This is a genomic window from Cryptosporangium aurantiacum (genome assembly GCF_900143005.1).
Lineage (GTDB): Bacteria > Actinomycetota > Actinomycetes > Mycobacteriales > Cryptosporangiaceae > Cryptosporangium > Cryptosporangium aurantiacum.
Window position 1 is genome coordinate 41339 of the sequence record NZ_FRCS01000013.1, and the last position, 22983, is coordinate 64321.

18 protein-coding genes are annotated in these 22983 nt (G+C 74.0%); 6 read left to right on the forward strand and 12 right to left on the reverse strand.

Annotated elements, in window-relative coordinates; genetic code table 11:
• Positions 1-128: 128 nt before the first annotated feature.
• Both BUB75_RS32820 and BUB75_RS32825 read left to right on the forward strand, forming a co-directional pair.
• Positions 129-1070, forward strand: coding sequence for a LacI family DNA-binding transcriptional regulator (locus tag BUB75_RS32820; RefSeq protein WP_245806353.1), 942 nt, complete (start codon positions 129-131; stop codon positions 1068-1070).
• A complete protein-coding gene (locus BUB75_RS32825; protein WP_073262617.1) occupies positions 1070-2242 on the forward strand; it encodes a DUF4032 domain-containing protein in 1173 nt (390 codons plus the stop codon). The genes BUB75_RS32820 and BUB75_RS32825 overlap by 1 nt, the downstream gene beginning before the upstream one ends.
• A 58-nt stretch (positions 2243-2300) precedes the next feature.
• Here BUB75_RS32825 and BUB75_RS32830 read toward each other — a convergent pair whose 3' ends face one another.
• Positions 2301-3092: an IclR family transcriptional regulator gene (locus BUB75_RS32830; RefSeq protein ID WP_073262620.1), complete on the reverse strand. Its 792-nt coding sequence runs from the start codon at positions 3090-3092 to the stop codon at positions 2301-2303.
• A gap of 106 nt (positions 3093-3198) precedes the next feature.
• On the opposite strand from BUB75_RS32830, the gene BUB75_RS32835 reads away from it, so the two are divergent.
• From BUB75_RS32835 to BUB75_RS32845, 3 genes are read left to right on the forward strand one after another with little or no spacing between them, the layout of a single operon-like run.
• Positions 3199-4665 (forward strand): aldehyde dehydrogenase family protein, encoded by a 1467-nt coding sequence (locus tag BUB75_RS32835; RefSeq protein WP_073262623.1) that lies wholly within the window; start codon positions 3199-3201, stop codon positions 4663-4665.
• Positions 4666-4667: 2 nt separating this feature from the next.
• A complete protein-coding gene (locus tag BUB75_RS32840; protein ID WP_084742037.1) occupies positions 4668-6170 on the forward strand; it encodes a GMC family oxidoreductase in 1503 nt (500 codons plus the stop codon).
• A gap of 43 nt (positions 6171-6213) precedes the next feature.
• On the forward strand, positions 6214-10044 hold the full coding sequence (locus BUB75_RS32845) for an SCO7613 C-terminal domain-containing membrane protein (RefSeq protein WP_073262627.1): 3831 nt from the start codon (positions 6214-6216) through the stop codon (positions 10042-10044).
• A 61-nt stretch (positions 10045-10105) separates the two neighbouring features.
• Here the strand turns inward: BUB75_RS32845 and BUB75_RS32850 are convergent, their stop codons facing one another.
• From BUB75_RS32850 to BUB75_RS45695, 10 genes are all read right to left on the reverse strand, one after another.
• Positions 10106-11413 carry a M20/M25/M40 family metallo-hydrolase gene (locus BUB75_RS32850; protein ID WP_073262629.1) on the reverse strand — a complete coding sequence of 436 codons (1308 nt, stop codon included), beginning with the start codon at positions 11411-11413 and terminating at the stop codon, positions 10106-10108.
• Between the two features lie 191 nt (positions 11414-11604).
• On the reverse strand, positions 11605-14754 hold the full coding sequence (locus BUB75_RS32855) for a coiled-coil domain-containing protein (RefSeq protein ID WP_073262631.1): 3150 nt from the start codon (positions 14752-14754) through the stop codon (positions 11605-11607).
• Complete coding sequence (locus tag BUB75_RS32860) at positions 14751-15380, reverse strand: hypothetical protein (protein ID WP_073262633.1); 630 nt, start codon at positions 15378-15380, stop codon at positions 14751-14753. Before BUB75_RS32860 ends, BUB75_RS32855 begins: the two co-directional genes overlap by 4 nt.
• On the reverse strand, positions 15377-16072 hold the full coding sequence (locus tag BUB75_RS32865) for a hypothetical protein (protein ID WP_143175555.1): 696 nt from the start codon (positions 16070-16072) through the stop codon (positions 15377-15379). Before BUB75_RS32865 ends, BUB75_RS32860 begins: the two co-directional genes overlap by 4 nt.
• Positions 16069-17286, reverse strand: a complete 1218-nt coding sequence (locus BUB75_RS32870; RefSeq protein WP_073262636.1) for a hypothetical protein — start codon at positions 17284-17286, stop codon at positions 16069-16071. Before BUB75_RS32870 ends, BUB75_RS32865 begins: the two co-directional genes overlap by 4 nt.
• Positions 17287-17386: 100 nt before the next feature.
• Entirely contained in the window at positions 17387-17509 is a 123-nt protein-coding gene (locus tag BUB75_RS32875) for a ribosomal protein bL36 (protein WP_073262638.1), read from the reverse strand.
• Positions 17510-17648: 139 nt separating this feature from the next.
• Positions 17649-17861, reverse strand: coding sequence for a hypothetical protein (locus BUB75_RS32880; RefSeq protein ID WP_073262640.1), 213 nt, complete (start codon positions 17859-17861; stop codon positions 17649-17651).
• Between the two features lie 131 nt (positions 17862-17992).
• Entirely contained in the window at positions 17993-19333 is a 1341-nt protein-coding gene (locus BUB75_RS46620; RefSeq protein WP_178380035.1) for a hypothetical protein, read from the reverse strand.
• Positions 19334-19495: 162 nt separating this feature from the next.
• Positions 19496-19759: a hypothetical protein gene (locus BUB75_RS46625; protein WP_073262644.1), complete on the reverse strand. Its 264-nt coding sequence runs from the start codon at positions 19757-19759 to the stop codon at positions 19496-19498.
• Between the two features lie 21 nt (positions 19760-19780).
• Positions 19781-20008, reverse strand: a complete 228-nt coding sequence (locus tag BUB75_RS45695; RefSeq protein WP_143175557.1) for a hypothetical protein — start codon at positions 20006-20008, stop codon at positions 19781-19783.
• A 727-nt stretch (positions 20009-20735) separates the two neighbouring features.
• Between BUB75_RS45695 and BUB75_RS32895 the strand changes: the two genes are divergently transcribed.
• Positions 20736-21146: a hypothetical protein gene (locus BUB75_RS32895; protein WP_143175558.1), complete on the forward strand. Its 411-nt coding sequence runs from the start codon at positions 20736-20738 to the stop codon at positions 21144-21146.
• Positions 21147-21231: 85 nt separating this feature from the next.
• Here the strand turns inward: BUB75_RS32895 and BUB75_RS32900 are convergent, their stop codons facing one another.
• Positions 21232-22842: an MFS transporter gene (locus tag BUB75_RS32900; RefSeq protein ID WP_073262648.1), complete on the reverse strand. Its 1611-nt coding sequence runs from the start codon at positions 22840-22842 to the stop codon at positions 21232-21234.
• Positions 22843-22983: the final 141 nt, after the last annotated feature.

A 22983-nucleotide genomic window follows, 5' to 3' on the forward strand; every position in this document is an offset into this window, starting at 1 on the left:
CCGGAGGCGGTCTGGACAGGATCGGAAACGCTTCCATAAACTCCTCAGCCGTGCCGCAGGCGGGACGGAGCAGTCTGGCCGACATCGCGCGACTGGCCGGGGTTTCCCTGGCTACCGCGTCACGTGCGATGAGCAACGCCTACGGCGTCGCACCGTCCACTCGGGCCCGCGTGCTGCGCATCGCGGAGGAACTCGACTACGTCGTCTCTCCGGAGGCCTCCCGGCTCGCCCGTGGTGCGGTGGGGCGGGTTGCGCTGGTGGTGCCGCACGTCGACCGGTGGTTCTTCGGTGCGGTGGTCAGCGGTCTGGAGGCCGAGCTCAGCGACGCCGGGATGGACGTTCTGCTCTACCACGTCGGCGATGCGGACGATCGACGCGACTTCTTCCACCGGTTGCCCGCGCGGCGCAAGGTCGACGCGGTCGTCGTCGTCGCGTTCGCGGTGGCCGAGACCGAGCAGCGCCGCCTGGAGCGGATGGGTGTGCTCATCGTCGCCGCCGGCGGACAGAACGCGGTCTACCCGAGCGTCCACATCGACGATCGGGAGGCCGGTCGGCAGGCCCTGGACCACCTGCTGTTCCTCGGCCACCGGCGGATCGCGATGATCTCCGCGGTCGACCCCGACGAGGACGCCGCGGCCCGGTCCACCGGCCGCGACGACGCGTACCACGACGCGCTCCGGGACGCCGGCCTGTCCGTCGACGACTCCCTGGTCCGCACGATCGACTGGAGCGGTGTCGCGGCCGCGGACGCGATGGCGACCCTGCTGAGCCTCCACCGGCCGCCGACCGCGGTCTACTGCCACTGCGACGAGCTGGCGCTCGGTGCGATCCGGACGATCCGCCGGGCGGGGTTGCGCGTGCCGGAGGACCTCTCGGTGATCGGGATCGACGACCATCCGCTGGCCGAGCTCACCGACCTGACGACGATCGCCCAACCGGCCCGTGAGCAGGGCGTCCGCACCGCGCACCTGCTGCTGGCCCTGCTCCGGCAGCAGCCGGTCGAGCGGCACGTGGTCGTGCCGACCCGGCTGGTGATCCGGCGCAGCACCGCACCGCCCCGGAGCGGGTGATGCGGTACGTGTTCCGGCCGACGGCCGCCGACGCGGCGGGGTTGCTCGCGCTGCCCTGGGAGCGTCCGCTGGCCGAGTGGGACCCCGAACTCCTGCTCGACGTCCCGCAGCGCGGGATCTCCCGGCACGTGGTCCGGTTCGTCGCCGACAGCGGGCAGGTCTACGCGCTCAAGGAGATCGCCGAGCGGCTGGCGCGGCACGAGTACGCCCTGCTCACCGACTTCGAGGCCGAGGGGCTGCCCACGGTGTCGGTGCTCGGGCTCTGCGTCGATCGCCCGGACGACCAGGAGGCGATCCTGGTGACCCGGTACCTCGAGTACTCGATGTCCTACCGCTACCTGTTCTCCCGTCCGCGCGGGCAGTTATCGATGGAACGGCTGCTCGACCCGCTGGTCGAGCTGCTGGTCCGGCTGCACCTGGCCGGGATCTTCTGGGGTGACTGCTCGCTGTCGAACACGCTGTTCCGCCTGGACGCCGGTCACCTGGCCGCCTACCTGGTGGACGCCGAGACCGTCGAGCGGCACCCGGAGCTCACTCCGGGCCAGCGCCGGTACGACGTCGACCTGGCGAGCGAGCGGATCGGCGGCGAGCTGCTCGACCTCCGGGCCGGGGCGCTCCTGCCCGCCGACGTCGATCCGATCGAGGTCGCCGAGATGCTGCCCGACCGGTACGACGCGCTCTGGGACGAGGTGACGCGGGAGGAGGTGTTCGGGCCGGACGAGCAGCGCTACCGGGTCGCCGAGCGGCTGCGGCGGCTCAACGACCTCGGCTTCGACGTGGCCGAGGTCGAGCTGGTGACGTCACCGGAGGGCACCCGGCTGCGGGTCGACGTCCGGGTCGCCGAGACCGGCCACCACCGGCGCGAGCTGTTCCGGCTGACCGGGCTGGAGGTCCAGGAGGGGCAGGCGCGGCGGCTGCTCAACGACATCCGCTCGTTCCGTGCGTACCTGGAGCAGCGGGACGGCCGGCCGGTGCCGGAGACGATCGCCGGTCACACCTGGCTGAACACCGTCTACCAGCCGGTCGTGGACGCGGTGCCGCCCGGGCTGCTCGCGCCCGCGGAGGTGTTCCACGAGGTGCTGGAGCACCGGTGGTTCCTCTCCGAACGCGCCGGCCGCGACGTCGGCACCACCGCGGCCTTGCGGTCCTACCTGGACCTGCCCGCGCCGTGACGCGAACCCGGGCTCGACGGCGCTGTGACAGCCCGGTTCCGCGAGAATCCGCGCGGTCTCAGCCGAAGTAGCCGAGGCGGTGGCTGATCTCGTCGGCGGTGGCCACCACGGCGGGTGCGATCTCGTGCAGCCGGTCGGCCGGGCAGCGGTAGGCGGGTCCGGACGCGCTGACCGCCGCGACCACCGCCCCGTCGGCGCCCCGTACCGGAGCGGCTACCGCGTTGAGCCCGATCTCGTACTCCTCGACGGTCACCGCGTAGCCGCGCTCCCGGACGTCCGCCAATTGTTCTTCGAGGGCGGAGGCGGACGCGAGCGTCGCGGGCGTGTACGCGGACAGGCCACCGGCCGCGTACGCGGCCCGGCGCTCCGCGGCGGGCAGCGCCGCGAGCAGCACCTTGCCGCTGGACGTGGCGTGCAACGGGGTGAGCTGGCCGACCCAGTTGTGCGTGGTGACGGTCGCCCGGCCGCGGACCTGGTCGACGTTGACCGCGTAGTGCTCGCGGAGCACCGCGAGGTTCACGGTCTCGCCGACCTCGGCCGCGAGACGCTCGCACGCCTGCCGTCCCTGCTGGACGACGTCGAGCCGGGCCGACACCGCGCCGGCCAGCCGCACGACGCCGAACCCGAGCCGGTACTTGCCGCGGTCGGTGGTCTGCTCGACCATCCCGCGGTCCTCGAGCGTCTCCAGCAGGCGGAACGCGGTGGACTTGTGCACGGTCAGTTCGGCGGCGACCTCGCTGACCCCGGCCTCGCCGCGGCGGGCCAGGATCTCCAGGACGCTGATCGCCCGGTCGACGGATTGGACGCCGGGGGGAGCCGTTTCCTCCGACAGGCGCTCACTGTTCCGCATGGCGCAACTGTAATCAGTTCCCTGCCTTGACCCTCGCGCACCAGGCGAGAAAACTGTTGCTCCACAGGGAACCTGTTTCCACTAGCGCAACAGCGGGGGCGATGCCGTGCCCGGCCTGTTCATCGACGGACTGTGGACCTCCGGGTCGAGCGGCGGCAAGGACGACGTCCTCAACCCCGCCGACCGGAGCGTCGTCGCGCAGGTCGACGTCGCCGATCCGACGGACGTGGACGCGGCGGTCACCGCGGCACGGCGGGCGTTCGACGCCGGGGACTGGGCGCACGCCGCGGTCCGTGACCGCGCGGCGGTGCTGCTCCGGGTCGCCGACCTGCTCGCCCGCGCCAAGGACGAGATCGCCCGGCTGGAGACCCTCGACACCGGCAAGACGCTGGTGGAGAGCGAGCTGGACGTCGACGACGTGATCGCGGTCTTCCGGTACTACGCCGCGATCGCCGACAGCGACCCCGGGCGCCTGGTCGACACCGGGCAGCGGGCCGTGGTCAGCCGCATCGTCTACGAGCCGGTCGGCGTCTGCGCGCTGATCACCCCGTGGAACTACCCGCTACTGCAGATCTCCTGGAAGGTCGCGCCCGCGCTCGCGGCCGGGAACACCGTGGTGATCAAGCCGAGCGAGGTCACGCCGCTCACCACGATCCGGCTGGTCGAGCTGCTGGCCGACGCCGGGGTCCCGGCCGGGGTCGTCAACCTGGTGCTGGGCGCCGGTCCGGTCGGTGCGTCGCTGGTCGCGCACCCGGACGTCGATCTGGTGTCGTTCACCGGCGGGGTGGCCACCGGAAAGGGGATCCTGCGCGCGGCGGCCGACACCGTGAAGCGGGTGACGGTCGAGCTCGGCGGGAAGAACCCGAACATCGTGTTCGCCGACAGCGACTTCGAGACCGTCGTCGACTACGCGCTGACCGCGGTGTTCCTCCACTCCGGACAGGTGTGTTCGGCGGGGGCGCGGCTGCTGGTCGAGGCGCCGATGCACGACGCGCTGGTCGCCGAGATCGCGGCCCGCGCCGAGCGGATCGTGGTCGGGAACGGGCTCGACCCGGCGTCGGAGACCGGGCCGCTGGTGTCGGCAGCGCACCGCGACAAGGTCGAGGCGTACGTGGCGGCCGGACTCACCGACGGAGCACGGCTGGTGGCCGGTGGGCGCCGCCCGGAGGATCCCGCGCTGGCGAACGGGTTCTTCTACCGCCCGACGGTGTTCGACGGCTGCCACGCGGACATGCGCATCGTCCGCGAGGAGACGTTCGGCCCGCTGCTCACCGTCGAAACGTTCTCGTCCGAGGCGGAAGCCCTGGCGTTGGCGAACGACACGCAGTACGGGCTGGCCGGCGCGGTCTGGACGACCGACGCCGCTAGGGCCGAGCGGGTCGCGCGCGGCCTGCGCGCCGGCACCGTGTGGATCAACGACTACCACCCGTACGTGCCGCAGGCCGAGTGGGGCGGGTTCAAGCAGTCCGGGAACGGCCGTGAGCTGGGCCCGAGCGGCCTGGCCGAGTACCGCGAGGCGAAACACATCTGGCAGAACACGGCGCCGTCGCCGCAGCGCTGGTTCAAGGGGTGAGCTTGTTCGACTATGTGGTGGTCGGCGGTGGCAGCGCGGGGTGCGTGGTCGCTTCCCGGCTCTCCGAGGATCCTGGTGTATCGGTGTGCCTGCTGGAAGCGGGGCCGTCCGACGTCGGCGACGAGAAGATCCTGCGGCTGAGCGACTGGATGTTCCTGCTGGAGTCCGGCTACGACTGGGACTACCTGGTCGAACCGCAGGAGCGCGGCAACAGCTTCCTCCGGCACTCGCGCGCGCGGGTGCTGGGCGGCTGCTCGTCGCACAACTCGTGCATCGCGTTCTGGCCGTTACGAGAGGATCTGGCGGCCTGGGGCCTGCCCGGCTGGGGTTTCGACGAGTGCCTGCCGCTGTTGCGGCGGCTGGAGGACACGGTGCGGATCCGGACCGTGCCGCCGCAGGATCCGTGCGGTGTCGCGCTGCTGGAGGCGGCGGCGCAGGCCGGGTTGCCGACCGTGTCGTTCGACGCCGGGGCGACCGTCGTGAACGGGGCGGGCTGGTTCCGGATCAACGCCTCCGACGACGGCATCCGCAGCTCGTCGTCGCACGCGTACCTGCATCCGGTGCTCGAGTCCCGGCCGAACCTGACCGTGATCACCGACGCGTGGGCGTCGCGCGTTCTGCTCTCCGATCGGCGAGCCACCGGCGTGGAGTACCTGGCCGCCGACCGGGTGCACCGGTTGACCGTGTCCGCCCGCCGTGAGGTGATCGTCTCCTGCGGAGCGATCGACACGCCGAAGCTGCTGATGCTGTCGGGCATCGGGCCGGCGGAGCACCTGCGCGAGGTCGGGGTGGACGTCGTCGTCGACGCACCGGGGGTCGGCGCGAACCTCGACGACCACGTCGAGGGCCTGGTGATGTGGGACGCGGCGAAACCGATGGTCAGCGAATCGACGCAGTGGTGGGAGATCGGCCTGTTCGCGGCGACCCGGGAAGGGCTCGACCGGCCGGACCTGATGATGCACTACGGGTCGGTGCCGTTCGACCTGAACACCGTGCGGTGGGGGTACCCGACCACCGAGAACGGCTTCTGCCTGACGCCGAACGTGACTCAGGGCCGGTCGCGGGGCACCGTGCGGCTGCGGTCGCGGGACTTCCGGGACAAGGCCCGCGTCGACCCGCGGTACTTCACCGACGACGAGGGACACGACGAGCGTGTGATGCTGGCCGGGCTACGGCTGGCCCGGACGATCGCCGCGCAGCCCGCGCTGGCCGGGTGGGTCGGCCGGGAGCTGGCACCCGGCCCGTCAGCGGTGACCGACGACGAGTTGCTGGATTATGTTCACAAGACGCACAACACCGTCTACCACCCGTCGTGCACGGCTCGGATGGGCCGGGACGACGATCCGTACGCGGTGCTGGACGCCCAGCTGCGGGTTCGGGGCGTGCGTGGCCTGCGGGTGGCGGACGCGTCGGCGATGCCGTTGCTCACCACCGTGAACCCGAACCTGACGACGATGATGATCGGCGAGCGCTGCGGGGACCTGATTCGCGCGTCGACCGGGTAGTTCTGCTCAGGTGCCTGTTGCCGGGGTTCGAAACTGTGGCTTCATGACCCCCGAACGACCCGACGATCCCGCGCACGCCGCGGAGCCGGCGCGCGCATCCGCGACGCCGCACGCCGACGCGGAGCCGGCGCGCGTGGCCGCGGAGCCGGCGCACGGCGCCGCGGAGCCGGCGCACGGCGCCGCGGAGGCTCGCGTGGCCGCGGAGGCGGCGCGTGCATCCGCCGCGGAGGCGGCGCGTGCCGACGCGGAGCGGGCGCGCGCCGACGCGGCGCTGGCCGCGGCCGCGCAGGCCTACGAACAGGCCACCGCACGCGCGCGCGCCACCCGCGCCGAGGCCGAGCGCGCCGACTGGTTCGCCGCCGAGGCCTACCGAAGCTGGACCGCCGCCTCGGCGTACCGGGCGCACCTGCAGGCCCAGCGGGTCGCGGGCGCGCGTCCGGTCAGCCCGCCGGTGTGGGTGCCGCGGGAGGGCGACCCGGCTCCGCGGCCGGAGGCGTCGACCCGGTCCGCGCAGACCGTGCTGCTCACGCTCGGTGGTGTGCTGCTGGCGGTCGCAGCGGTCGTGTTCACGGTGGTCGCGTGGGGTGCGTTCGGCATCGGCGGCCGGGCCGTGATCCTCGCCGGGATCACCGCGGTGACGTTCGCCGCCCCGGCCGTCCTGCACCGGAGGGGCCTGGCGTCGACCGCCGAGACGTTCGCGATGCTCGGCCTCGTGCTGCTCACGCTGGACGGGTACGCGGTGTGGCACGTGGGATGGGCGCCGGCCACGGTGGACCCGGTCGGCTACGCCGGCCTGGTGGTGGGGGTCGCCGCGGTGGTCGCGCTCGGGTATCCGGCGCTGGTGCCGGTGCGCACGGTGCGGCCGGCCGGTCTGGTGCTGACGCACGTCGCCGCCGTGCTCCTCGTCTGGCCGGTGGCGGACGCCGTGGTGCACTGGGCGGTGCTCGGGTTGGCACTCGTCGCCGTCGACCTGCTCGTGCGCCGACGCGCGGCGGTCCCGGCGGGCGCGGCGGTCCCGGCGGGCGCGGCGGGCGCGGCGGTCCCGGCGGGCGCGGCGGGCGCGGCGGTCCCGGCGGGCGCCGCGCCGGCCGGGAGCGCGGCGCTGCGTGGGGTGGCGGGGCTCTGTGGTGGTCCCGCGGCCGTGCTCACGCTGGTGGCCGGGGTGCTCGCCGCCGCGTCGTCGTCGCCGTTGCCCTGGCCGTCGAGCGTCCCGGAGTGGATGGTCGGAACGCTGGTGCTCGTCGGGCTGGCGGCCGCGGTGCTGGCGGCAGCCGAGACCGTGCGGACCGGGGTGCCGGTGGCGCGGGGGTTCGCGGCGGCGCTGGCGGTGCCGGTCGCGCTGGTGGGGCCGGTAGTGCAGTGGGTGCGGTTCGGCCCGGACGGGTGGGGGCTGACCGGGTTCGCGGTCGCTGCCGGCCTGGGTGCGGTGGTGACGCTGGCCTTACGGACGCCGTGGCGGGTAGGCGCCGGAGCGACGTCCACCGTGCTCGTCGGCGTCGCGGCGATCCCGCCCGCCGCGGCCGTCGCGTTCGCGCTGTTCTCGACGCTGGCCGACCCGGACCTCTTCTGGAAAGCGTCGCCGACCGACGTCGTGTGGGCCTACCCGGAAACCCGGTCGACCTGGGACGTCGTCGTGGCGCTCGGCGTCGTGCTGGCGGCCGGAGCGATGCTCGCGGTGGCGCTCCGCCGGGTTGCGTGGCGTCGCGCCGCCGGCACCGCCGGGGCGCTGGCCGCTGCCACGGGTGCGGTGCTCGTGCCGTCGGCCGCGACCGCGTCGATCGCGGTGACGGTGCTGGCAAGCGGTGCGGTGGCCGCGGTGGCGATGGCTCTCGGCGCGCTCCGCGGCGGTGCGGTCGCGGCGTGGCTGCTGCTCGCGCTCGGCGGGGCCTCCGGCGGGTACGCGGTTCTGGCGGCGCTCACCTCCCGGGACGTCACGCTGGTGACGCTCGGCGCGCTCGCGGCCGGGTACGGGCTGCTCGCCGTGTTCGCGACCTCCCCGCGGCGGCAGGGCTACCTCACCGGCGTCGGGCTCGGTCTGCTCGCAGGCTTCGGCGCGGCGGCGGCAACGGCGGCCACCGCGGACGCGTCCGGCTGGGCCGGTGGCTCCGGGCCTGCCGGGGTCGCGATCGGACTGACCGGCGTGGTCATGCTGCTCGTCACGGTGTGGACGCGGACACGCCGCCCGCTGACCGCGCTGGTCGCCGCGGTCGTCGCCGGGGTCGCGGGGTACCTCGGGCTGGCGCTCGCCGGGTGGGCGCTGGAGTACGCCGGGTTCGTCCGCACCGTGGACCGGTCGGTGCTCGCGCTGCTGGCCGTGGCCGCCGGGGTCTTGGCGGCGACCGCTGCCCGAGCCGTGGCCGCCGGCGTCTCGGCGGCGACCGCCGCCCGAGCCGTGGCCGCCGGGGTCTCGGCGGCGACCGCTGCCCGAGCCGTGGCCGCCGGCGTCTCGGCGGCGACCGCCGCCCGAGCCGCGGCCCCGGCCACGGAGCGGTGGGTCGGCGCGGTGGCCGCGGCGCCCGGGCTGGTGATCGCGGCCGGAGCGCTGATGCCGACCCTGCGGACGATCGTGGTCGCGCCGCTGACCTGGGTCACCGCGGTCTGGCAGGGTGCCCCGGCGGACGCCGCGCTGCTCGGACCGGACCAGGAGTTCGCCGGCACCGCACTCGACCCGCTCGCGGTGCTGGTGCTCGGCGTCGCGGCGATGGCGCTCGTCGGAGTGCGGTGGCCACGGGACCCCCGGACGCTGCTGCGGTTCGGCATCCCGGCGGCGGCACCGGCGATCGCGGAGCTGGCCCCCGCGCTGCACGCACCCTGGCCGGTCGCGCTCGTCGTGCTGCTCGCGCTGTCCGCAGCCGGAGTCACGATCGCCTGCTACCCCGGCGGCGTCGGCGCCGCGCCCGGGTCGCTCGGGGCCACGGTCGCGGGTGTCGTGCTGGCCGCGATCGCCGGACTCACCGCGGTGGCCTGGTCGCTCGCCGACCGCACCGCCACGCTCGCCGTCCTCGGCACCGTGCTGGCCGGCACCGTGCTGGTCACGGTGTTCGTCCGCGCCCCGGCGCCGCGCCGCGTCGCGGCCGCCACCGCCAGCGCGACGGTTCTCGCGCTGGCGTTCGCGATCGGCGCCTCCGCCGACGTCCCCGCCGCGTACCTGCTGCTCGTCTTCGCCACGATCCTGGTGCTGCCGGGCCTGTTCGGCGGGCCCCGCGTCGTCACCGACGTGCTCGACGCCGGAGCCGCGGTGACCGGTGCGGTCGCGCTGCTCGCCGCGGTCGTGCTGTCGCGCCCCGACCAGCCGGTCCTCGCGCTCACCGCGACGCTGCTCGCCGTCCCGATGGGCCTGGCCGGCCTCCGGGCGTCCCGCCGCTGGTGCCTCGTGATGATCCCGTTCGTGGAGCTCGGCGCGCTCTGGGCCTGGCTCGTCCTCGCCGACGTGGCCACCCCCGAGGCGTACACGCTGCCGGCGGCCGCGCTCACCGCCGCGTTCGGGCTCTACACCCAGCACCGACGTCCGTCGCTCTCGTCCTGGGTGACACTCGGACCGGCGCTCGTCGTGGCCGCGGTACCGACGTCGGTGGTCGCACTGTCCGCGGGAGTGCTCGGGCTGCGGGTGTTGCTGCTCGGCACCGTCGCGCTGGTGGTGACGCTCGCCGGTGCGGTGACACGTCGGCAGGCCCCGTTCCTCGGCGGCGCGGTCGTCCTGGTGCTGGTCGCCGCGCGGGCGCTCGCGCCGGTGCTGCCCACGCTCGCCGACACGCTCCCGACCTGGGTGCCGCTGTCGGTCGCCGGTGCGCTGCTGATCGGCGTCGGCGCCACCTACGAGCAGCGGCGCCGCGACGCCACCCGCCTCGCCGGCTACGTCCGCGACATGCACTGAGAAACCTGTCCAGATATCGACGTATCGCGCGCCCGGGATACGTCGATATCTGGACGATCCGTTAGCGGAACCGCGTCAGCAGCGAGGTGACGCAGGACGTTCCGAACTCGACGGCCTCGACCGGGATCCGCTCGTCGACACCGTGCACGAGCGACGAGAACGCCATCGAGGTCGGAAGCGTCATCGGCGTGAATCCGTACGTCTGGATGCCCAGCTGCGCGAAGAACCGTCCGTCGGTCGACGCCGGCATCAGCAGTGGCACCGGCGTGCCCGACGGATCGTGCTCACGCAGCACGGATGCCAGCGTGTCGAACAGTTCGAGGTTCGGCTCCATCTCGACGGGGTCGTACCGGAAAACGTCCAGCTCGACGTCGTCCCCCAGCAGTGCAGTGAGCTCAGCCAGCAGATCGGCGGGCCGGAAGCCGGGCAGCAACCGACCATCAAGATCGATCTGGGCCTCGGTCGGGCGGACGTTCACCGCGCCGCCGGACGCGGAGACGATGTTGGGCGTCGCGGTGTGGGAGAACATCGGCGCCAGCGTCAGCCCGATCTCCCCGGCCGCGGCGAGCATCCGGCCGGTGAGCGCAGGCCGCAACAGCAGCCGCGCCACTCGGCCGGCCGGTGCGGGCAGCTCCGCGGCGATCGCCTCGATCATCGTCCGGACGACCGGCGTGACGTGGACCGGCAACCGGCGCCGATCGAGGCGCCGCAGCACCTCGGCCAGGCGCGCGGTGACGCCGCCCGGACGGGCCAGCGACCCGTGGCCGCCCGGGGCACGAAGCGTGGCGCGGATCCGGCAGATCTGCTTCTCCGCGACCTGGATCGGGTAGAACCGGCGGCCGGCGATCTCCATCGTGAAGCCGCCGAACTCCCCGATCGCGTACTTGACGCCGTCGAACAGCTCGGGCCGGTTCTCGACCAGGTATTTCGCGCCGCGGTCGCCGCCGGCCTCCTCGTCGGCGAGCAGCGCGAGGACGACGTCACCCGGCGGCTGTGTTCCCTCCGAGAGCGTCCGCAGCAACGCGACGAGCATCATCACGACGCCGCTCTTCATGTCGAGGGCGCCGCGGCCCCAGACGAACCCGTCCGCGATCTCGCCGGAGAACGGCGGGTGCGTCCAGCCGTGGTCGCTCACCGGGACGACGTCCAAATGGCCTTGCATGAGCAGCGGGGACGCCGCGCCGCGGCCGGGCACCCTCGCGATCAGGTTCACCCGGCCGGGCGCGGACTCGACCAGCGTGGTCGACACCCCGGCGTCGCGGAGGATCCCGTCCAGGTAGCCGACGAGCTCCGCCTCGTTGCCGGGTGGGTTCGTGGTGTCCACCCGGATGAGGCGCTGCAACAGTTCAACGGGCTCCGGAACGTCCACGCCCGCAGCTTAAGCCGCCCCACCGCGGTTGTTCAGCTATGCGGCCTGCGCCCAGCTGCGACGACGTCAGCCAGCGGAACACCACGCCGCTCTGCCTCGGCGGTCAGCCGCCGCAGCACGTTGTCGGGAAGATCGAGGGTCACGGCCATGTCGCGAAGTCTACGCCACAACCCCGACTCATACCAACAACTTCACGTGGTCACTAGCTCCGCCGGGTAGCTGCCGGACAGCCAGTCGGCCAGCAGCGCCACTCGGGCCGCGCGCGTATCGAAGCCGTGGATCACCGGCGCCTGGTTGTACGCCATCGCATCCGACGTCCGGCGCAGCTTCACGTACTCGCCGCACGCGTCAATCGCGTATCGCTCCATGTCGTCCTGGAGCGCTCCGACCACCGTGATGCCGCTGTCGGCTCCGATCCGCTCGAACAGCGCGACCGCCTCGCGGCGGTGCTGCTTGCCGAGGTTGCGGCCCAGCTCGTCCAGGACGAGCAGCAGCGGGCGGCCGGTTCCGCTGGCCAGCGCCGCCGCGCAGACCAGCTTCACCGCCTTCTCGTCCATCTGTGCGGTGTTGCCGCGCCGGTCGTAGGCGACCACCGGGTTGCCCTCCGCGCGACGCCACACCGGCGTGATCTCCCAGTTCCAGCGCTTGGTCGGGTCGGCGGGCGGCTCGGGCTCGACAAACCGGAGCCCGGCGCCGTACCCGCCGTACGCGCGGTCGAGCTCGTCGAACTTCGCCCCGACGGCGTTCAGGCGGGCGGTGATCGCGCGGGCCAGCGACGCCCGGACGGCCGCGGCGGCCTTCGCGGCCTCCTCGTGCCCGAGCGCGGCGGCGTCTCGGGCGCGGCGCTTCTCGACCCGCTCGTCGGCCAGGCGGGAGCGCTGATGGGCGTCCTCGTGCGCCTTGAGCGTCAGGTGGTCGCGGACCGCGTCGAGGAGCGCGGGAAACGTCTGTTTCTGCCGGTCGGCCTGGCCGCGGCCGGGCGTCGCCCGTTCCTCGGCGAGCGCGGTGACCTCAGCCGGGACCGGATCACCCGGCCGGAAGCAGAGTGCCAGCATCTCGGCGAGCACCGACTCGGCCGACCGCCACCAGTCGTCCTCGTCGAACAGCTGCTCGTCGTCGGGGAGCTCGGCGAGGTGGTCCTGCGCCGCGTCGACCGTGCCGCCCCACGCCTGCAGCAGCGAGTCGAGGTCGATCACGCGCCGCCGGGTCTCCAGGCGGTCACGCTCGACGCGGAGCACCTCGCGCGCGTCCTCGATCCGGCGGCGGTTGCCCTGCAGCGCCTCGGCCGACTGCTGCCGGCCGGTCTCGGCGAGGCGAGCCAGGTCGTACTCGTGGCGGGCGGCGCGCAACTGCGGTGCGAGCGCGTCCTCCCGGTCCGTGACCTCCTCCAGCTCGCGGCGGTGCGCGCGGATCCGCTGGCGCTTACCGGCCGCGGTGACCGCGGCCCTGGCGGCCGCCACCCGCCGTTCGGCGACCGCGACGCGGCGCTCGGCGTCCGCGAGCCGGGTGTCGGCGTCGGCGAGCACGGCGGTGGCCGCGTCCATCGCGTCGGCCGCCCGGGTGATGCGGGCGACCCGCCCGGTCACCGGCGCGGTGAACCCGCCGACGACGGTCGTCCGGCCGGTTGTGACGGCGTCGGCGTGCACGGTGGCGGCGGATCGCAGCTCAGAGAGGAAGGCCGAGAGGTCGAACGCGGTCCCACCCGCCGGCACCTCGGCCCCAGCCGTGCCCGACGCGCCGGCGGTGCGCGTGGCCCCCGCCGCGCCGGCGGTGCGCGTGGCCCCCGCCGCGCCTGCGGCCCCCGCGGCCCCCGCGGCGCCCGCGGCCACGAGCATCGACCCTGGCAGGCCGGCGAGCGCCTCGGTCGCCCCGGCGAGATCCGCGGCGTCCACCACCACGGCCTCGCGGTACGGCCAGAGCAGCGGCTCCCACGTCCCCCGTTCGTCGTCACCGATCATCACCGCGTCGACCAGCGCCGACGCGGCGATCCCGGCCTCCCGCAGCGCGGTGAGCTGCTCGGCCGCGACGTCGTCCCCGGCTTCGGCCGTGGTCAGCGCTGCCTGCGCGTCGCCGAGCGTCCGGGCCGCGATCGCCCGCGCACCGATCGCGGCCGTACGGGCCGCCACCGCGGTCTCCCGCTCGTCGGCTGCGCCTGCTTCGTCCCGCCCGTCGGCGTCCCGCGCGGTTGCCTCGAGTTCGTCGGCTTCCCGGCCGAGCCGCTCCAGGCTCGCGGTCAGCGCCCGGCGCCGATCACGGAGCTGCTGGTGGTCGCCGTCCACCGCACCGAACGCCTCCTCGGCGCGCCGCAACCGGTCGCGCAGCGCGACGTCATCGCCGAGAACATGCAGCTCCTCGGCGATCCCGGCGATCCGCTCCTTGTGCGCCGCGTCGTCAGCCGCGATCCGTTCCAGGTCGTCGTCGATCGCCTCGAGTTCGTCGGCCGCCCGCGCGACCAGCACCGCCGCGCGCGACCGCCACCGACCACGAGCCACCGCCTCGCGGTCGCGGGCCTGCTCGCGCCGGGCGATCGCGGCTTCGATGTGGTGGGCCTGCTCCTCCCACTCGACGAGCTTCTCCTCCGCGTCGGCGGCCTTCTCCCGCTCGGCGTGCTCGGTGTTGCGGTGCCGCTGCTCGTCGGCGATCTCGTGGTCGAGGCCGGTGAGCGCCGCCACCGCGGAGAAGATGCGGTCAGGTTTGAGCTCGTTGAGCGGCTGCGCGAGCAGGTTCGCGGTCGCCGACGGCCGGACCGACGTCGACAGGAACGACACACAGCGGATGTGCTCGCCGAACAGGACCCGAGACAGGTCACGGGCGTTGTAGTCGCGACGCCCGGCGCGCGGCGGGAGCGCTGCCCACAGCCCGTCGGCCTGCCGTTCGCGCTCGGACTCCGTCGTCGCGGTCGGCAGGTGCAGGCCCGAGGTCCACCGGACCAGCAGGTGCGGTGTCTCCCGCGAGATCCGCAGCCAGACCGTGAGCGTGCTCGCGGCCAGCGCGTCCGGGGTGGTTGCGTTCGCGTCGGCGAACACCCCGATCACGTAGCCGTGGTCGGCGCTGGCGTACTCGCGTTCCTGGGCGGCGATCTCCGCGGAGAACAGCAGGTCGGCGGACTCGCGCGCCCCGGACGCCAGCCGCCACTGCTCGTCGCCGTGCAGCAGCGTGAGCGCGGCGATGAACGACGACTTGCCCGCGCCGTTGGAGTCCTTCGGGCCCTGGCCGGCCACCGTGATCAGGCAGCCCGGCACCAACGGCACCGGGTGCGTCGACAGCCGCGAGACACCGATCAGCTGGATCCCGATCGCGGCCCGATCCCCCACGACGTCCAAGTGGTCGTCGATCCTCACCGTTCTCCTCTGCTCGCTCGAATGGCTGCCGCCAGCGGACTCCCCGGCCCCGCGGCCAGCACCAGCTCCTCCTGCAGCAGCCGACGGGCCGCCGGGGTGAGCCGGTGGAACTGCGCGCCCGGGACGTACGCCGCCCCGTTCTCGCCCGACCGCACCGTCCGGATCAGGTCGGCGGTCCGCAGGCGCTGCAGAGCCTCGTTGAGCTTGCCGCGGGCCAGCTGGGTGTGGCTGCGCAGCTCGGCAACCGTGGTGGGGACCGCGGACGCCCAGCTGTCGTCGGTGAGATGTCCCTCCGACCGCGGGATCGCCACCGAATGCACCAAAATCGTGGTGAGCACCGCCCGGTCGTACTCGGGCAGCGCGCCCCAGCCGCGGGCCACGAGTTCTTCGCGTGCGGCGTCGGAAAACCCGCTCGTCCACAGCCGACCCGAGACCCGCACCAGGTCGCGACCGGTCCGGTGCAGCACCGCCCGGAGCGTCTCGCGCAGCGCCGGATCGCGCAGCGCCGCGAACCCGATCTCCTCGACCGGTTCGCGGCCGTACTCGACCGCGGCCCAGGCCGCGACCACCTCGTCCCGCTGGCGTTCGGACAGCGTCCCGAGCAGTTCGTCCGCCGGATGCGTCATCGGCTGTCCCCCGCCGCGTTCGGCTCTCCGTCTTCACTGCATTCGGACGTCACACCGCGCGCCACCGCAGGCCCAGCCGCGTCCGGCGCAGGCTCCGCGGGCGCCGCAGCGGGCGCAGGCTCGGCGGGCGCGGGTGTCGCGGGTGGGAGCGGCATCGTGCGGCAGAGTTCGCGCAGCGCCTCCGTCTCGGCGGGCGCCCAGGTCGCCACCCGGGGCCCGAGCCGGATCGTCCCGGCCCGCTCCTCCCAGCGCAGCCACCCGGACTCCGCGAGCTGCCGGAACGCCTCCACCGCGAACCGGTGATGCGTGGCCGAGCTCCGGGTCGGCAGCAGCTCGGCGAGCACCGCGAGTACCGCCGCGACCGTCGTCGGCCGCCCCGGCCACGGCTCGGCGGCCAGGTCGGTCCAGCAGCACCGTAGGCACACCGCGAGCACCCGGCTCGCCTCGTTGCGGTGGTCCAGCGTGGGCAGTCCCAACCGCAGATCGCGCAGCGCGGCAGGCGTCACCGCGTCCGGACCGACCGGAACCCACCAGGCGCCGGTCGCACCGGGCTCGACCAGCCGTCGGAAACCCTCCGGCGCGGGAACGCCTGGCGGCAGCAGCAACGGCCCCTCGGCCCGCGCCCGCGCAGCCCACAGCGCGGCCTCGTCGAGCGCCCCGGTACCCCGGGACGCCCCAGTCAGCTCACTCATCCGGCGACCAGCACCCGGCTGAACCGGCCGCGCCCCCGCCACGACGGAACCCCGTCCGCCTCGACCAGCAGGCCGTCACCCCAGGTCAGCGCGTACGGCAGTGACGGGTGCTGCGAGGCGGCGGTCAGGTCGGCCAGCAGACGGCGGGCGGTCGCCCAGTCCCCCGACCCGCCGACCAGCTCCTCGACCTCGACCTCGTCCCGACCGGCCAGCGCGGCCTCCGCCCTGGCGGCCAGGTCGACTGCCTCCACGTCGTCGGCTGTGCGGACCACGCCTGCCTCGACCGGTTCGTCGGCGTCCGGCCGCGGCGGGCGCAACCGTTGCGGCTCCGGACGCTCGGCCTGGGCCACCGCCTCGGTGAGGTCCCCCGCCGACAGCCAGGCCCGGGGCGCGTCGAACACGAGACCGGCCAGCGGCGCGGCCAGCGCCCCGACCGATGACCGCCGGGTGAACGTCCGCCACGCTTCTGCGGGCAGCAGGTCCAACGCACGGGTCGCGCCGACCGCCTGGGTGAGCCGGCCCGCTGCGGCGGTCGAGACGTCCCGGTAGGCCGCGATCGCGGCGCGGAGTTCGGTGCTCGGCCGGGTCAGGTCCGGCCAGCGGTTGAGCATGACGTCGTGCACCGCGGTCGCCTCGCCGATCAGCGTGTCGGCGTTCCAGAGCAGCGGCGCCTTCTCGCGCAGCGTGTCGATCGTGCCGCCGGAGGTGAGCATGAACAGCTCGGTGACGATCAGCCGGAACGCCTTGGTGAGCCGGGCGGCACTGTCTCGGGCGTCGTCGGCGGTGGCGGCCGGGTCGTCGAGGTTCAGCCGCTCGAGCGTCAGCATTCGGTGCAGTTCGAGCTGGCCACCGCGGGTGAGCATGCGCCGGACGAACAGCAGTGACACGTAGCTGGTGAACGAGGCCCGGTAGACGTCCTGGTGTGGGCGGTCGAACGCCTTCTGGACGGCACCGAGTTCCCGCAGCACCCGCACACGGGCCTGGAAAACGGCCTCGGGAAAGCCGCGGCACGCATGCCGCATCTGCTCCATCGTGAGGCCCTCGCTGCCCGCCGCCGAGAACGCGGTGAACAGCGCGTCGGCCAGGTCGACCAGCACCGGGTCGGCGACCACGGACTGCGCGGAGCTGCCCAGGACCGCGAACATCTGCCGGTAGACCGCGACGATCGCGTTGTCGTGCGCGGCGCTCTCCAGCGTCAGCTCATCGGGGTCCACAGTCCGGTCACTCTAATCGCCCGCCCCGACAGTTCCGGCGGCCCACCGGTCCGGATGCGCAGAAGGGCCCCGGTCAGTGACCGGGGCCCTACGCTGTGCGTCAGCCTTGTCGAGCCTTCAGCCGCGGGTTGCGCTTGTTGAGGACGAAGATCTGGCCGTGGCGTCGCACCACGATCGAGCCGTCCTTCTGCTTCAGCGACCGAAGCGAGTTCCTGACCTTCATCGCGGCCGTTCCTCTCCGCTCCCGGCGCTCCCGGAAGCCCACGTACCCGACAACCGTTTTCACTAACGGCTTCATTCCCGGGATCCCATGTGGAGCGATTGCATTTGGAAGACGTATGGCCCTTCCGAATGCAATCCGCTCAGGCGGCGACCGAGACGCTCCGACCGGGAAGCCGGTCGAGCGACGGGGTGAGCCCGTACTCCGCCTGGGCGCGCAACGCCTCGCGGGTGTAGGCGTCGGCGAACTGCCACGCCAGATCGTCACGGTCCTCGGCGACCGCCTCGTTGATGCGGGCGGCGTAGTCGTCGTGGAGTTCCTGCAAGTACTGCTCGATGCTCAGTGCCGTGGGCACGGTGGCCTTCCTCGTTCGTGGTTCGTCTTCGTTCGTTGACTTTAACGATTCAGAGCGCCGATCATTCCCGGGTGCGACGGCGGTCACTGCGCGTGCGGCGCGGGGGGCTTGGGGGCCGCTTGGCGGGGTGACTACACTGGGTCGGCCTCGTGGGCCTGACCAGGGGGACAAGTAGGCGACCGAAGGTACAGAAGGCCACTGAGGACACCAGAATCTGACCGATCGGACGAAGCGCGACCACCCACCCGGCCCCTAGCGTCCGGCGCCATGACCCCGGGAACCACCCCCAGCGCCGCTGGGGCCACCGCCGCTGCTCCGACCGACCCGACCGTTCCGATCGTGCCGATCCGGGGTGGGAGCACGACGGCGACGGTTCCCCTGGTCATCGTGGATCCCGACGAGGAGTCGGAGGGTGCGGACGGCGCTGTCGACGCCGTGGAGCCCGCCGCCGCCGAGGGCGCGGAGGCCGCGGAGGCCAGTGCCGTCGCAGTCGCGGTCGCCGAGGCGGGGCCCGCCGCGGAAGTAGAGACCGGGGGCGCCGCGGAAGCTCCCCCGGTCGCCGAGTCCGCGGCCGTCGCAGAGGTGCCCGACCGACCCGCCGCCGCCCCCGGTCGTGCCACCGCAGAACCGACCCCGCCGACCGCCGGGGCCGACCGCACCACCGCAGGGGCCGGATCGACACCGGCGCCCGGGACCGAACGCACCACCGCAGGGGCTGGGTCGGCGGCGGGGTCTGGGGCGGACGCGTCCGCGGACGCGGAGCGCAGGCCGCCGCGGCCGACGGTTCCGATCAGCGGCCCGCCATACTTCACCGAGGTTGCCGAGGTTCCGGGGTCGTCCGGCACGTCGGGAGGCCCGGTGCTGTCCGCCCGGCGGACCCTCCCCACCAGCACCCCGCCGAAGACCCGCCCGGCGTCGACCGAGTCGCCCGCGGCGGCGTCCGCCGATACCTCGAAGCAGTCGACCCCGACCGCAGCCGAGGCCGAGGCAACAAGCACCGACGCGCGGCCGGCGCCGACCCGGACGGCGGCGTCGGCGACGGCCCTGATCAGAGCGCGCCGCGCCGCCAGCCAGACCGGCCCGACGCCCACCGCAGGCCCGACGGCGCAGCCCGATGCCTCCCCCGCGCAGGCGAAGTCCAGCAGCACAAGGCCGCATACCAGCGGCCCGGCCAACAGCGGCGTGCAGCAGCGCCCCGCCGAGGGCGCCACCGGCTCCACCGGCGCGGCGGCGAGCACCAGCCCCGCGCAGACCACCAGTTCCTCACAGACCACCGGCGCCACGCGGCCCACCAACGCGACAGGGCCCACCGCCGCCACAGGCACCGCTGATGCCCCGAAAGCCACCAGCACCACCGGGGCCACCAGCGCCACCAGCACCACGGCGGCCACCAGCACCACGGCGGCCACCAGCACCACCGGGGCCACCGGGGCCACCGGCGCCGCAGGGGCCACCGGCGACGCAGGGACCACCGGCGACGCAGGGACCATTGGCGACGCAGGGACCACCGGCGACGCAGGGACCACCGGCGACGCAGGGACCATTGGCGGCGCCGGGACCACCGACGCCGCTGGGGCCGCACGGACCACTGGGTCCGCGGCGACCACGGGCTCTGCGCGGGCGAGCGGACGCACCTACACGTCGGCCGCGAGTAAGGACGCATCGACGGCCGAGGCGGAGCAGCCGTCTGCGGCGAAGCAGGCAGCCGAGATCTTCAAGGTCGCGCCCGGATCGGCGCTCGCCGCTCTGCTCGCGCTGACCGACACCGCCGCGAACACGCCGTCGACGGACGATGATGCGACCGGCGAGCCTCCCGCCTCCACCCCGGACGCCGCTCCGCCGATGACCCCGGCGCGCGCGACGGTCTCGCCCGATGCACCGGTTCGTCCCGCGGGCACCGCCCGGCCGGTAGGTACCGCCTACTCGGCCGGGACCGCCCGCCCGATCACGCCGCCCGCCTCGGACCCGACAACGACGTCCCGGCCCGCGGCCACCACCCGGCCGCAGTCGGCACCGGCCCGCCCCGAACCTGCCGCCCCCGCACGCCAGGCCGCGGCCACCCCGCCACGCCCCGCCGCATCTGCGCCCTCGCGCCAGGACGCGGCCACCCCGCCACGCCCGGCCGCGTCCGCTGTGCCACCGCGCACAGATGCCACCGCACCCGGTCGCGCCACCGTCACGCCACACCGCGCGCAATCCAGCGCACCCGGTTCCGCGACCGTCACGCCACCCCGTCCAGAACCCACCGCGCCCGGACGCGCGACCGTCACGCCATCCCGCGCGGAACCCACCACGCCGGGACGGGCCGACACCGTCGCGCCGCACTCAGCCCCCCCCGCAACGCACCCGGCCACGGCCTCCGCGCCGCACCGCCCCCAACCCATGACGCCGGGACGGGCCGACACCGTCGCGCCGCACTCAGCGCCCCCCGCAACGCACCCGGCCACGGCCTCCGCGCCGCACCGCCCCCAACCCATGACGCCGGGACGGGCCGACACCGTCGCGCCCCGTTCGGCGCCCCCCGCTACCGCCCGTCAGGCTGCTTCCGCCGTTGCCCCCGCGGCCCGCGCCGCTGCCGCCCCCGCCGCCCCCGCCACTGCGCCCCCCGCGGCCCGCGCCACTGCCGCCCCGGCGGCGGCGCCTACCGCCCCCGGGCAGGGGCATGTCGCGGCTGCGCCGGTCAGTCCGGCCGTCACCGCGTGGCCCGCGGCGGACGCGACGCCGCTGATCCCCGCGCAGCGCACGATGCCGCCGAGCGCGGGCCGCCAGCCAGCCCCAGCACCGGTGCCGGCGTCAGCACAGGCACAGGCACAGGTACCGGCACCGGCAACAGCGCCGGCGCCAGCCCCAGCACCGGCACCCGCGCCCAACGGCGTGCCGGACAACGCCTCGGACCCGACCGTCGCGATGCGCGTGCTGCGTACTCCGCGCAAGCGCCCGCCGCGCCCGGCCACGGTCGTTGCGGCGATGGTGCTGGTGAACCTCACCGGCGTGGGGCTGTTCGTGCTCTCGCTGCTGTTCGCGACGCTCGGCCCGGCGGTGTTCTTCGTTCCGCTGGTCGCCGCGGTCATGATGGGCTGGCTCGGTCGCGGGATCTGGCGCGGGAGCCGGGGTGCCTACGTCATCGCGCTGGGGATCGCGGTCATCGTGGCGCTGGCCGGCATCGCCTCGATCAGCGGCACCGCTTCACTGTTCATCACCGGGCTCCAACTCGTCGTCCCGGCCGCGTTGATCGGCCTGCTCACCGCCCAGGCCGACACCCGCGCCTACTTCTGGACCCGCTGAGCAGCACGGCAGCTACCACGCGCGGAGGCGCTGCACACTTTGTGCCCCCAGGAGGGCACAAAGTGTGCAGCGCTCGAGCCGGCTCCTAGCGGGAGCCCGCGCCAACCACGTCCACGTGAGAGGTGCCGCCGGGCTCGGTCTCCACCCGCAATCCCCGCAGCGCGGTCACCGCCGCCAGCGCGCCACAGAGCATCACCGCAGCGGCCGCCACCCCGGCAGCGTGCATCCCGTCGGTGAACGCGTCCCGCGCGAGCCGCAGCACCCCCTCCCCCGCGTCGCCGGGCAACTGTGCCGCCACGGCCTGGGCGCCGCCGAGCGTCTCGCGGATCATCTCGAGCGCGTCGCCGGGCAACCCGGACGGCAAACCGGCCGGCGCGCCATCGGTCACCTCGCGCCGGTAGATCGCGCTTCCGAGGCTGCCGAGCAGCGCCATCCCCAGCGCGCCGCCGAGTTCGGTGCCCGACTCCAGGATCGCGGACGCCGACCCCGCCCGCTCCGGCGGCGCGACAGCCAGCGCTACCTCGGTGACCAGCGCCATCACGGTGACCAGGCCGACCGCGTACGTGACAGCCGCGGCCATCACCAGCCACAGCCCGGTATCCGGCGTCACCTGGGTCACCAGCAGGAATCCGCCGGCCGCGAGGACAAACCCGCCCGCGATCACATACGCCCGGTCGATGCGCCGCGCGAGTGCGGCGGCCACCGGCGCGGCTGCGCCCACCAGGATCGAGGGCGCGACGCTCCAGAGCGCGGCCCGCAGCGGGCTCAGCCCGAGCACCGACTGCAGGTACTGCGTGGCGAACAGCGCGAACCCGACCACCCCGAACATCGCGATCACGTTGAGCGCCACCGCTCCGCCGAACGCGCGACGGCGGAACAGCGCCACGTCGACGATCGGGTCGGGGTGCCGGAGCTGCCTGCGGAGGAACACGACACCGAGGATGAGCCCGGCGACGATCGCGGCGAGCGGCTCCCAGAACGGCGTCTCCGCGCCTCCACCGATCTGTGCCAGCTCCTTCACACCCCAGATCACCGGCAGCACGGTGGCCAGCGACAGCAGACCGCTGAGCCAGTCGAAGGGCCCGACGCCCGGGTGGCGGAACTCCGGCACCAGCACCGGCGCGAGCACCAGCAGCGCGAGCATGAACGGCAGGTTGATCAGAAACACCGAACCCCACCAGAAGTGCTCCAGGAGCAGCCCGGACAGCACCGGCCCGAGCGCGATCCCGGCGCTGGTGACGCCGGTCCAGATCGCGATCGCCGTACCGCGCTGGCGGTCGTCGTGGAACATGTTGCGGATCAACGCGAGCGTCGAGGGCATCAGCGTCGCGCCGGCGACCCCGAGCAGGGCGCGCGCGGCGATCAGCAGTTCGGCACTCGGCGCGTAGGCGGCGACCACGGACGCCGCGCCGAACCCGGCGGCGCCGATCAGCAGTAACCGACGCCGTCCGATCCGGTCACCGAGCGCACCCATCGGGATCAGCAAGCCTGCGAGTACAAAACCGTAGACGTCGAAGATCCAGAGCTGCTGGGTGCTGGTGGGCTCGAGTTCGACGCTCAGGAACGGGACGGCGAAGTAGAGGACCGAGACGTCCATCGAAACGAACAGCAGCGGCAGGAGAAGGACCGCGAGCCCGGTCCACTCCTTCCGGCCAGCACGGGCCGGACCCGTATGGACGGTGTACTCGCTTGACATTAGCGCTCCTCCACGAGGCTGAGTAGTGCGGCTTGCGTACGTCGTACACGCCGCCTGAAGCGATTGAAGCGCACCCCCTACCCACCCCGCAAGTAGCCATTTTTGCAGGTCATAGGTGCACTAGGGAGAACTAGTGCACCT